This window comes from Cloacibacterium normanense (genome assembly GCF_002943105.1).
In the GTDB taxonomy this organism is placed as follows: Bacteria; Bacteroidota; Bacteroidia; order Flavobacteriales; family Weeksellaceae; genus Cloacibacterium.
In genome coordinates, this window is the sequence record NZ_PTPZ01000009.1 from 27,089 (window position 1) to 38,896 (window position 11,808).

An 11,808-nucleotide genomic window follows, 5' to 3' on the forward strand; every position below is an offset into this window, starting at 1 on the left:
GAAAATCTCGGAACGATTTAAAAAAACACAAATGAAATTATTTTATTTACTCTATTATTTCTGCATCGATAACTTTATTATCTTTCTTTACCGCATTTTTTTCGTTTTCCCAAATGATAAATCGGTCTACTTCTTTTAAAACCATCGGTAAAACCAATGCTAGAATTCCTAAATCATCTAAGAAAATTCCTGGTAAAAAATCTAATGGCGAAATGATATAAACAAATGCTGCTAATGGAATGATTACATTCATGAGATCCATTTGAAATTCGCCTTTTTTGTACGCTTTAAACATTTTTAAAATTTTCGGAAATTTAGAAAACAGTCCGTCTTTTTTAAATGCTTGAAACAACAATGCTATTTTTTTCATTTTTATATTTTGAGTTTTTAGGTGTGTTGTAATTTAGATTTCAAAATCTTTGCCAATTTAAATTAAAAACTCTTTGCTTATTTTATTTTAATAGATTTTAACTTTATTTAATAATTCTTAAGGATTTACAGAATCCAAAAACTGATGCACAGACTCAGAATTCCAATCTTTTGCAGCATCTTCTTTCATCAAAATCCTTCCATTTTTGCCCAAAATAAAAGTCGTAGGAAATACTTTTGGCAGCATTTTTTCAGAAAGTGGCGATGTAGCAAAATAAACCGGCGTAGTATAATTGTTATCTGTTAAGAATTTTTTCACTTTTTCTTCTTCATCTTGCATGGCAATCAGCACGAAAGCCACTTTATTTTTTTTGGCCTCGTATAATTTTTGAATACTCGGATATTCTGCTCTACAAGGTGGACACCAACTTCCCCAAAAATTTAAGAAAACGACTTTGTCCTTAAAATCTGCCAAATTCGCATCAGGAACATTCACTCCTTTCAGTTGAATATTCATTTCCTCAGCTGTAAAAGTGACATCTTTTTCTACTTTTTCTAAAGAAGGTTTCATCAAAATTTGTCGCTGAACAAACGCTCTAAAATCTGGAAACAAAAACATAGAAACCAGAAACACCGAAAGCAATAATGTGAGCCAGTTTTTTCTTAAAAAGTTCATAAATTGATGTGTTGATGTGATAATTTGTTGATGTGATAATATTTATTTTTACACCCCGACTTCGCTTTGCGAAGCCACCCCTCTAAAAGAGGGGAACTCTTCTAACTACAGTAGTTCTAAAATTTCTTGAATTGCATCTTTACCTTTATTTTTAGCGTAATACACTTGTAAATCGTTATAAAACTCTTCACGAGGATACGTTTCTGGATTTTCTTTGAATTTTTTCAATAATTCTGTTCCATATTGCGGTCTTGGTCCCCAAACATTTTTCAGCGAAAAATCTTCATTCAAGATTAAAATTTTAGGAATAGATTGGGTTCCGTTCGTTAGGAATTGGTCAATTAAAGAAGTATCAGAATCACGATAGAAAATTCTCACATCATTATGTCCTTCAAAAAATTTAGAAACAGCAGGAACAGTAGCACTTGCATCTCCGCACCAAGGTTCTGTGATGATAAGGATTTTACCATTGAAGTTTTTAGATTTCAGCGTTTCTAATTGCTTCTCGTCTACTTTATAAGTTTTCAAAGTTCTGTTCATTCTCTGAAGCCCCAATTCATAATATTCATTATGGTCATCTTCAGGATTTTGAACTTCAATTCTACGTTCCGTTTCTTTAATATATTCGTCAAAAGTGACTGCGTTTTGCCAGTAATTTTTCATTTTTAAATTTTAAATTCTTCTAATCTGATTCATCAAAAACAAGTCCGCAAGAACAAATGCTGCCAAATTTTCCACTACGGGAACTGCTCTTGGCAAAACACAAGGGTCATGTCTTCCTTTTCCTTCTACAATAACTAAATTTCCGTCTTTATCTACACTTTCTTGAGGTCTAAGAATCGTAGCAATTGGTTTAAAAGCAACACGGAAATAAATGTCCATTCCGTTTGAAATCCCACCTTGAATTCCGCCAGAAAGATTAGTTTTCGTAGTAAAATCTTCATTGAACAAATCATTATGCTCTTTTCCAGTCATCGTTGCTCCACAAAAACCGCTTCCGTACTCAAAACCTTTTGCAGCATTGATATTCATCATCGCTTTTGCCAATTCTGCCTGTAATTTTAGGAAAATAGGTTCGCCAATTCCTACAGGAAGATTTTTGATGACACAAGTAATGGTTCCACCGATGGTATTTCCTTCTTTTTTGATTTCCTTGATTTTAGAAATCATTTTCTCGGCGGTTTCTTCGTCTGGACAACGAACGTCATTGCTTTCGATTTTAGAAAAATCTAAATCCTGATAAGGTTTCATGCAAAAAATATCTCCCACCGAAGAAACATAAGCATGAATTTCTACATTTTCGGGTAAAATATGTTTCGCCAAAGCTCCTGCTGCAACCCAATTGATGGTTTCTCGCGCAGAAGATTTTCCACCACCTCTATAATCTCTGATTCCAAACTTTTGGTCATACGTAAAATCTGCATGAGAAGGTCTGTAAGCAGTGGCAATATGTTCGTAATCTTTCGATTTTTGATTTTCATTATAAATCACAAAACCAATCGGAGTTCCTGTAGATTTCCCCTCAAAAGTTCCCGAAAGAAATTGTACGGTATCACTTTCTTTTCTTTGGGTAACGATAGAACTTTGACCAGGTTTTCTGCGGTCAAGTTGATGCTGAATTTCTTCAAAATTAATTTCAATTCCTGCTGGAAAATTGGTGATAATTCCACCATAAGCTATTCCGTGACTTTCGCCAAAGGTAGAAAGTGTGAGAAAATTTCCTAAATTGTTCATAAAAGCAAAGTTAGTGAAAAGGAGTGAGGTGCGAAGTGCGAGTTGTAAGATTTTTATAACATAAGAACTTGTATCACGTAACTCGTATCAAAATTTAGAGATAATTCCCTTCAATTTTTCTTTATCTTTAGTTGACAGTTTCTTCCAAACGAAACCATCTTTTATGTTCTTTGATATTTTTTGCGGAAAAATTCCTGCTTCGTAATATTTTTTTACTGAATATGGAGCAATCGATGGATGTGGCGTATCATAAGCCAAATGATGATGTGGTATGTAAAATTTAAGGTTACCTATTTTAAACTCAGAATATTTAAAAGCCGCAAAAGAAGCTGGTCTATATATCTGTTTCTGAGTAAAACCTTGCATATAATGTCCTGATTTAAATGATGGGAAATTCTTTTGTAAAAGTTGAGGGAAAGATAAAGAAAAAAGGATAAAAAAAACTCCGATAAAAAAACTAGCAAAGGATAATTTTTGTTTAATTTTTGTTTGAAAAAGAATTAGAAAAAAAACAAAGAAAATTGCTATAAAAAAACGGTGCTGAGCTGAGAAAATAAGTACGAGAAAACTTTTGAAAAAAATAGCAATAAATAGGGCGGTAGTTAATCTATTTCTTTGTATTAATGCTAAGGTCCCAAATGAAAACATTACAAAAATAAAAGCAAAATGAATATATTTTTTATAAGAGTTTAAAGTGAACCAATTATAAATATAATCCCATGTAGTAAATTTTTTTATTTCAGAAATACTGTATTGCAAATCGTATGTTTTCATTAAAGCCAGTTCAGAAGATTGTTTCAGCACATCTTGATGAGGCATCCATAAAAGGTGAAGATTGCCAATTTGGATAGGGAAAAAAGGATAACCAAATACTATGATATTCTTAAAAATATAAATTCCTAAAACCATAATTCCCAAGCCTGCATATTTAAAATTTTCTTTTTTAAAGAAATACATTGTAACAAATAATAATACCCAAACAATAGTAGGTTTTATTGTGAAAATGAAAGCAGAAAAGGCAAAAAGAAGTTTGATATTTTTGTTACCATTTATTACCTCATTTAAGATAATAAGTGATAATGCAATCGCGGGCAAATCAGAATTAGGAGACTGTATGAAAAACAAAAAAATAGGCAAAATAAAAAGCGTGGCCCAAGCTTTTTTTTCTAAAATATAAAGCAAAAAAACCAATAGAAAAATTACATTTATCCTAAGGAAAACATCAGAAAAATTAGAAAAACCCGCTTGGAAAATATGCCAAACAGACATTTGCGCATATATCAACTCAATATTTGCTAAGCCCTTTGTTAATCCGAACTCTCTTAGCCAGTGAATACTAGGAACATAATACCCAAAATGATCAATAATGAAAGGATAATAACTACCTGCAAAAACTATTGGTAAACTAAGTACCAAAAATTTTATCATCTCTTCATTCTTATATTTTAAAAAATCTTTATAACTTTTGAAATAAAAAAAGGATATTACACCTATGCCTAAACTTATACTCTCAACCCATATATTAAGCGGAAGAAAAAAAGCTAAAACTTGCCAAATTAAGGTTAAAAAAAACATTCCAGAAAATAATTTAGCCGAAAGACCAGACCAAATCCTCCCAAACAACTTTTGGAAAATCTCACCAAAACCCATCAAAACGGGAAAAATAATCAATAAAGAAAGAAAAATTTTAAGCATTATGTAAATATAAATAAAAAAATCCCGAAAATTTTAAATTTTCAGGATTTGTGTTGTTGTGTGCGTTGAGGTACCTAGCGGATTCGAACCGCTGTAGATGGTGTTGCAGACCACTGCCTAGCCGCTCGGCCAAAGTACCATGTGTTTCGGAGTGCAAATATAGGATTTTTTCAGAATTTTAAAAATTTTAGAAATAGATTTTTTTAAAAAATTTCTTCAATTTCTACGCTTGCACCTTTCATTTCCGCTCTTAACGGCGGTCTAGTTTTTGTTATTTTGATTTTAATTTTCTGAACCTGAGGAAATTCTGATTTAATTTTTCTAATAATCCTACCCGCTACGTGTTCTAACAAATGTGAAAGAATTTCCATTTCTTCATGAATAATATCGTTAATCAATGCATAATTAATGGTATCATTCAAGTCATCGGTCTCAGTAGCTTTGGTAATATCTGCTACAATTTCTGCATTGATAATGTAATAGGTTCCTAAAATTTTCTCTTCGGGTAGAACACCATGATAGGCATAAATCTTAATATCTTCTAAAAGTATTTTTGAGGTCATCTGAAAAATTGGGAGTTTCGGGATACGAGTTACAAGTAAAAACTCATATCTATTTTTATTTTTATTTAATTGTTTTACTTAATTCAAGCATGGCTTCAATAGGTTTCAAAGCTTTTAAGCGAAGTTCTTCGTCCATTGTGATTTCTGGCAATTCATACTTCATGCACAAATACAACTTTTCTAGAGTATTTCTCTTCATGAAGAAACATTCTGAACAGTTGCAACTTTCGTCAAAAACCAAAGCCGGAATCAATTCTTTATGAGGAGCACGTTTTTTCATTTCGTGAAGAATTCCTTCTTCTGTAGCGATGATAAACTTCTGACAATCATCTTTTTCCACATAATTTAGCAAAGCTGAGGTAGAACCAATAAAATGCGCCAATTCTAACACTGGAGTTTCAGATTCTGGGTGTGCAATCAATTTAGCATCAGGATTTTCTGCCAATTGTTTTGCAATTCTTTCCATAGAAAATGCTTCGTGAACGATGCAACTTCCGTCCCACAAAATCATGTCTCTTCCCGTTTTTTTCATCAAATATCTTCCCAAATTTTTATCTGGCGCGAAAATAATCGGTTGATCTTTTGGCAATGCATTGATAATAGTTTCTGCATTAGAACTGGTGACAATAATATCAGATTCTGCCTTAGTTTCTGCATTACAATTAATATAAGTTGCCACCAAAGCTCCAGGATGCTGTTCACGCATTTTTCTAAGACCTTCTCCACTGCAACCATCTGCAAGTGAACAACCTGCCAAAGTATCTGGAAGAACTACTTTTTTTGTAGGATTAAGGATTTTTGCAGCTTCAGCCATAAAATGTACCCCACAAAAAGCAATCATATCTGCATCTGTATCTTTTGCAGCTCTGGCTAATTGTAGAGAATCTCCCAAATAATCTGCAATATCTTGAATTTCTCCTGGCTGATAATAATGCGCTAAAATCACGGCATTTTTTTCTTTTTTGAGCTTTAAAATCGCATCAATTAAATCTTGACCTTGAGGAATTTGAATATCTTTCAAATCCAAAAATCCTTTTACAGGAAGGTTATTTTTTGCTATATCTAATGCTTGTTCCATTGGGTAATCGTATTTGGTGTTGGTTTTATTCTTCAATAAAATTTCTTACAATTCGCTCAATTTCTTTCTGAGCGGTTTCTAAATCATCATTAATGATAATTTGGTCAAATTCTTCAGCATACGTCATTTCTTCTTTAGCTTTTGCTACTCTGGTTTTGATGGTTTCTAAATCATCTGTAGCTCTAGATATCAATCTTCGTTCCAATTCATCAATAGAAGGTGGTGCAATAAAAATAGAAAGGGCATTTTCTCCGAAAATTTTCTTCAGATTTACGCCACCTTTTACATCAACATCGAAAATAACCACTTTTCCTTCTTGCCAAATTCTTTCCACTTCAGATTTTAAGGTTCCGTAAAATTTATCTTGATAAACTTCTTCATATTCTACAAAAGCATCTTCTGCAATCAGATTTTTAAATTCTTCAACTGAAAGAAAAAAATAGTCTTTCCCATGAATTTCCTCACCTCTCAATGCTCTAGTTGTAGCAGAAATAGAAAATTGTAGTTCAGGAAAAATGCCTAAACAATATTTTACCAAAGTGGTTTTTCCACTTCCTGAAGGTGCTGAAAATATAATTACTTTGTTCATTTTTAATAGTTATGAGTGATGAATTATGAATGATGAGTTATTTAAAGACTAAAAAACAACTTATAACTCATGACTTATAACTCATCATTACAATACGTTTAACGTTTGTTCTTTAATTTTTTCTAAATCGTCTTTCATCATCACTACCAGTTTTTGGATTTCGTGGTGATTGGCTTTTGAACCAAGAGTATTGATTTCTCTACCGATTTCTTGAGAGATAAATCCTAGTTTTTTCCCATTGAAGGTTTCGTTTTGCATCACTTCAAGATAATATTTCAAGTGCTGAGTTAAACGTACTTTTTCTTCGGAAATATCTAATTTTTCGGTGTAATAAGCCAGTTCTTGATAGAATCTGGTTTCGTCTACATTCTCAAATTCCTTCAAAGTGTTCTGATAACGTTCTTTTACCGCTATCATTCTATCGTCTTCGTAAGGAATGACTTTGAGAAGATTTTCTTCAATATTTTTAAGATTTTTAGCCAGCTCTTCGTGTAAAATTGCGCCTTCTGTCTTTCTGAAATCTACAAATTTTGCTAAGGCTTCTTTAATCAAGTTTTCCAAAGATTTCCACTCTTCTTCATTTAATTCTGCAGGTTTACCGTTTATTGCTTCAGGCATTCTGATGGCCATTTTCAGATATTCGAACTCTTCTGCATTGGGAGAAATCTCACGCAGCTGATTCATGTATGCTTTTACAATGTCTTGGTTGATTTTTACATCATTGCAGTCATCGATGGTTTCGCAATTGATATAGCAATCTACTTTTCCACGGAGAATGGTGTCATTTAACAATTTTCTTACTTCGAATTCTTTCTCTTTGTAACGAAGCGGAATTCTTAGATTCAAGTCAAATGATTTGCTATTAAGCGATTTGAGTTCGATGCTAATTTTTTTTCCTTCAAAAATACCTTCGGCTCTTCCGAAGCCTGTCATTGATAAAATCATAATGTGTATATGTAAGCACAAAGATAAGAAAAGATGCTGAAAGTTAATTTTTTCTTAAAACTTAAAACCGATAAGACTTCTCATTGTTAATAAGTAGATGAAATAGTCCCAAAAAATCCTTAAAAATTTCGTAAATTTGCCCCCTGATTAAATGACGAATTTCAGTCGTCAGAAAGAAAATTTATTGCATGAAAAGATGGTATCTCTACCCTTTTTCCTTGGTTTATCATTTTGTTACTGCCCTCAGAAACAGAATGTACGATTGGGGAATTTTTTCTTCTACGAAATTTAAAACTCCTATGATTGGCGTAGGAAATTTATCTGTAGGTGGCAGTGGAAAATCGCCTATGGTAATGTATTTGGCAGATTATCTTGCTAAAAATTTTAGAACTGGGGTTCTATCTCGTGGTTATGGAAGAAAAACCAAAGGTTATGGTATTGTAAATTACGATAGTAATTTTAAAATGGTGGGTGATGAAGCCATGCAACTCTTCGAAAGATTTAAAAACAGATTTGTTATCGGCGTTTGTGAAGATCGCGTTTTTGGGGCAAAAAAAATCATCGAAGACATGGATTTAGATGTACTTCTATTAGATGACAGCTACCAACACCGCAGAATAAAACCCGGTTTTAATATTCTGTTGACCGATTATAATGACCCGTATTTTAAAGATTTTGTTTTACCTGCAGGTAATCTTAGAGAGTCAAGACGTGGCGCAAAACGTGCTAACATCATTGTAGTGACCAAGTGTCCAGAAAATATTACCGAAGAAAAAAAACAATTCTATATTTCTAGAATTAAACCTAGATATTACCAAAAAGTGTTCTTCTCTACCATCAATTATGATGAAGAAATTTTTTGTTTTGACCCAAAATTGAAACTTCCAGATAACAACATGAGTTATTATGACATTCTCCTCATAACAGGAATTGCCAACCCAAAAACCTTTGTAGAAGAAGTAAAAAGATACAGCTCAAATGTAAAACACTTAAGATTCAAAGACCATCACAGTTTCACCACAGAAGATATTTCTCTCATCAAAAAAGAATATGAAAAACTAGGAGAATATAAATTGATTTTGACCACAGAAAAAGATTATGTTCGATTAAAAGGTTTCGATTATTTAAGAGAAAAATTATACTATTGGCCGATTAATGTAGAAATAGACCGCGCAGAAGAATTTAATCAAATCATTCAAGATTATGTTAGAAAAAATTAAACAAACCGCCGAATTCATCCAAAATATCATTCAAGAAACTCCTGATTTCGCCATCGTTTTGGGTTCTGGTTTAGGCAAATTACAAGAAGAAGTAGGGGCTATTCACACTTTAGAATATCACGAAATTCCTAATTTCCCGCAAACTACAGTGGTAGGACACGGTGGAAAACTCATTTACGGGATTTTAGAAGGTAAAAAAGTATTAATGATGAGTGGTAGATTTCATTACTACGAAGGTCATTCTATGGAAACAGTAACTTTTCCTTTCAGAGTTTTTAAACTTTTGGGAATTCAGAATTTAATCGTTTCTAATGCTTCTGGAGGAGTAAATCCTAATTTCAGAGTGGCAGATATTATGATTATCGAAGACCATATCAATATGATGCCAGAGCATCCGCTTCGTGGTAAAAACATTGATGAATTGGGACCAAGATTCGTAGATATGAGCGAACCTTACAACCGAAAAATGATTGCTGTCGCAGAAGAAGTGGCAAAAAATTTAGAAATTAAAGTGCACAAAGGTTGTTATGTTGCACTTCAAGGTCCTACTTTCGAAACGCCTGCAGAATACGGAATGGTAAGAGCAATTGGTGGAGATGCAGTAGGAATGAGTACCGTTCCCGAAGTGATTGTAGCAAAACACATGGGAATGGATTGTTTCGGAATTTCTATCATTACGGATGTTGGCGGACCAGAAATCGCTTTCACCGTTTCTCATGAAGAAGTTTTACAAGCAGCTAATAAAGCAATGCCTAATGTGATTAAAATTGTAAAAGGCTTGGTAAAGAATTATCAATAAATGAATTTTTGCTTCGCAGTGAATTTTTAAAATATTACGCTTCAATTTTTTTTTGGAGCGTTTTTTTATGAAAATTCTATAACGTTACTATAAAATTCTGTAAAGACTTAATGGCAGCCTTATCTTAATTTTGTTTCAAAGTAAAAAAGGAAAAAAATGAATACGTTTAGATTAGTTGCCTTTAAAGTAGCCTATCTCCTTCTCAGAAGGAAAGATAACTATACCTAATCTAAATATTTTTCATAGGAAGCACCTCGATTTTCGAGGTGTTTTTTTTGTTTCTAAGTTTTTAAAAAAAATTTTCACACATAAGAAAATTATGTATATATTTGTAATGCATAATTTATATAGGTATGAAGAAAAACGCATTATATAAAGGAACTTTACAAAATATTATTCTGAAACTTCTCGCTTCAGAAGTAAAAATGTATGGTTATCAGTTGACGCAACGCGCTAAAGAACTTACAAAAGGTGAACTGGAGATGACAGAAGGTGCGCTTTATCCTTTGTTACACAAATTAGAAAATGAAGGAGTTATTTATTCTGAAATGCAACAAGTAAATGGTAGAGATAGAAAATATTATTTGCTGACCGAAAAAGGAAAAAAACAACAAGCCTTACAAGAAGAAGAAATGAAATCTTACCTATTTAATCTGAATGCAATTTTTAATATTTAAAAACTAAAGCATGATTACCAAAGAACAAAATACTGAAATTACAAAATTTCTACTTTCTAAAAAATTACCCATTGATTTACTCTTGGAAGTAAAAGACCACTTTATTTCCCAAATTTTGGAATTAGAAAAAGAGGAAAATTTAAGTTTTAAAGATGCGTTTGAGAAGACTAAAAATGATTGGAAAGATGAACTTAAACTTCGTTTTAATCTATTAAGTTTTAACTACATTACCAAATTTGAAAGTAGAATTATTCAGAAATTTCTAACTAATGTTATACTAAAATCTTTAGGATTATTAGCTCTTCAATTCGTTTTAAACACCATTATATTTAAAAATTTCAATAAAGATTTCTCCGAAAATTATCTATTAACACTATTTTGGATGGGTTTTACATTAAGTGTTGTTCTGATAATTATGAATTATAAACTTATAAAAAGTTGTAATTCAAATTATAAGAAGAGAATAAGCATTTACCAAAATTATTTTGTGAGATTTCTTAATAGTGGTTTTGTGATAATTGCAATAAATATTTTCATCTTCAATAATCAATTTGAAAAAATTTTTGAAGCTCATGAGAAAATCTTAAATATGGATTTTTCTAACATTAATAAACATTATATTGTTTCTAACATTTTTATTCTATTTCTATTCACAGGTATTTTTAATTTAATGGAATACAAAAAAGTTTATAAAAAGTTATCTACACATTTAAAAATCTCTTTGTAATGACCGAATCACAACTCTCAGAAATCCGCAATTACCTGCTCTCAAAAAAACTGCCAATTGATATTCTCATCGAAGTAAATGACCATTTTATTTCTCAGATTTCAGATTTGCAAAGAGAAGAAAATTTGAGTTTTGAGGAAGCTTTTGAAAAAACTAAATTAAGTTGGGACAAAGAATTGAAACCATACTGGAGAGGAAATTTAAATCTTGAGGATATTTCTGATTTTATGGTTAAAACTAAAAAGGAAATTGACAAGACTAATTTGTTTTTTGCATTAAAATTTTCAACTATCCCTACCCTTTTAATTTTTATCATTGCTTTCAATTTTAAAGCAGAAACTTTTGGATATTTAACCTTGTCAATAGTATTTGGATTGACGTTTTATACTTTAATAAAATATTTTTCCCATTACCAAGATTTCAAATTAGCTAAAAAATTTAAAAAGTATGTTCTCACTTTACATCAACATTCTGTTTTTATTTTTTTAATTATTTTTTCTCCATTACTGAATATTTACACAAGGTTAATAGATAATCCTGAGAAATATCAAAAAATCATCACTTTCCAAAGTGATAAACCAATTTTTATAGAAATCACATTTACCTTCATGTCAATTTACTTAATTATTTTTGGTGTTTTCTATTCACTTTCTGCACAGAAAAACTACATCAAACAAATCGAAAAAGTAAAACCTTTTTTGAAATATTTATAAAATCCCCAATTCCTTATCTTTGT

At 31.5% G+C, this 11,808-nt stretch carries 14 protein-coding genes and 1 tRNA gene; 5 read left to right on the forward strand and 10 right to left on the reverse strand.

All coding sequences use genetic code 11. The annotated features are described in order from the left end of the window. Window positions 1-46: 46 nt before the first annotated feature. The 10 genes from C3729_RS11920 to C3729_RS11965 all read right to left on the reverse strand — a co-directional run bounded on the left by C3729_RS11920 (window position 47) and on the right by C3729_RS11965 (window position 7,649). Window positions 47-370, reverse strand: coding sequence for a YkvA family protein (locus C3729_RS11920; RefSeq protein WP_104794364.1), 324 nt, complete (start codon window positions 368-370; stop codon window positions 47-49). 117 nt (window positions 371-487) lie between these two features. Further along, the gene (locus C3729_RS11925) at window positions 488-1,045 is read right to left on the reverse strand and encodes a TlpA family protein disulfide reductase (protein WP_104794365.1); all 558 of its coding nucleotides are present in this window, start codon (window positions 1,043-1,045) and stop codon (window positions 488-490) included. 105 nt (window positions 1,046-1,150) lie between these two features. After that, window positions 1,151-1,708, reverse strand: coding sequence for a thioredoxin family protein (locus tag C3729_RS11930; protein ID WP_104794366.1), 558 nt, complete (start codon window positions 1,706-1,708; stop codon window positions 1,151-1,153). A 9-nt stretch (window positions 1,709-1,717) separates the two neighbouring features. Continuing rightward, window positions 1,718-2,779 carry a chorismate synthase gene (gene aroC / locus C3729_RS11935; RefSeq protein WP_104794367.1) on the reverse strand — a complete coding sequence of 354 codons (1,062 nt, stop codon included), beginning with the start codon at window positions 2,777-2,779 and terminating at the stop codon, window positions 1,718-1,720. An 87-nt stretch (window positions 2,780-2,866) separates the two neighbouring features. After that, the gene (locus tag C3729_RS11940) at window positions 2,867-4,474 is read right to left on the reverse strand and encodes an LIC_10190 family membrane protein (RefSeq protein WP_104794368.1); all 1,608 of its coding nucleotides are present in this window, start codon (window positions 4,472-4,474) and stop codon (window positions 2,867-2,869) included. Window positions 4,475-4,542: 68 nt separating this feature from the next. After that, a tRNA-Cys gene (locus C3729_RS11945) sits at window positions 4,543-4,613 on the reverse strand. Between the two features lie 64 nt (window positions 4,614-4,677). Next, on the reverse strand, window positions 4,678-5,037 hold the full coding sequence (folB, locus tag C3729_RS11950) for a dihydroneopterin aldolase (protein ID WP_104794369.1): 360 nt from the start codon (window positions 5,035-5,037) through the stop codon (window positions 4,678-4,680). A 61-nt stretch (window positions 5,038-5,098) separates the two neighbouring features. Next, complete coding sequence (gene nadA / locus C3729_RS11955) at window positions 5,099-6,115, reverse strand: quinolinate synthase NadA (RefSeq protein WP_069799649.1); 1,017 nt, start codon at window positions 6,113-6,115, stop codon at window positions 5,099-5,101. A gap of 25 nt (window positions 6,116-6,140) precedes the next feature. Further along, window positions 6,141-6,704 (reverse strand): guanylate kinase, encoded by a 564-nt coding sequence (gene gmk / locus C3729_RS11960; protein ID WP_104794370.1) that lies wholly within the window; start codon window positions 6,702-6,704, stop codon window positions 6,141-6,143. 87 nt (window positions 6,705-6,791) lie between these two features. Beyond that, window positions 6,792-7,649 carry a YicC/YloC family endoribonuclease gene (locus C3729_RS11965; RefSeq protein ID WP_104794371.1) on the reverse strand — a complete coding sequence of 286 codons (858 nt, stop codon included), beginning with the start codon at window positions 7,647-7,649 and terminating at the stop codon, window positions 6,792-6,794. 188 nt (window positions 7,650-7,837) lie between these two features. On the opposite strand from C3729_RS11965, the gene lpxK reads away from it, so the two are divergent. The 5 genes from lpxK to C3729_RS11990 all read left to right on the forward strand — a co-directional run bounded on the left by lpxK (window position 7,838) and on the right by C3729_RS11990 (window position 11,785). Continuing rightward, a complete protein-coding gene (gene lpxK, locus C3729_RS11970) occupies window positions 7,838-8,869 on the forward strand; it encodes a tetraacyldisaccharide 4'-kinase (protein ID WP_104794372.1) in 1,032 nt (343 codons plus the stop codon). Beyond that, a complete protein-coding gene (locus C3729_RS11975; protein WP_104794373.1) occupies window positions 8,853-9,668 on the forward strand; it encodes a purine-nucleoside phosphorylase in 816 nt (271 codons plus the stop codon). The genes lpxK and C3729_RS11975 overlap by 17 nt, the downstream gene beginning before the upstream one ends. Window positions 9,669-10,021: 353 nt before the next feature. Further along, window positions 10,022-10,345: a PadR family transcriptional regulator gene (locus C3729_RS11980; protein WP_069799540.1), complete on the forward strand. Its 324-nt coding sequence runs from the start codon at window positions 10,022-10,024 to the stop codon at window positions 10,343-10,345. Between the two features lie 10 nt (window positions 10,346-10,355). Further along, on the forward strand, window positions 10,356-11,072 hold the full coding sequence (locus C3729_RS11985; protein ID WP_104794374.1) for a hypothetical protein: 717 nt from the start codon (window positions 10,356-10,358) through the stop codon (window positions 11,070-11,072). Further along, window positions 11,072-11,785 (forward strand): hypothetical protein, encoded by a 714-nt coding sequence (locus tag C3729_RS11990; RefSeq protein WP_104794375.1) that lies wholly within the window; start codon window positions 11,072-11,074, stop codon window positions 11,783-11,785. Before C3729_RS11985 ends, C3729_RS11990 begins: the two co-directional genes overlap by 1 nt. Window positions 11,786-11,808: the final 23 nt, after the last annotated feature.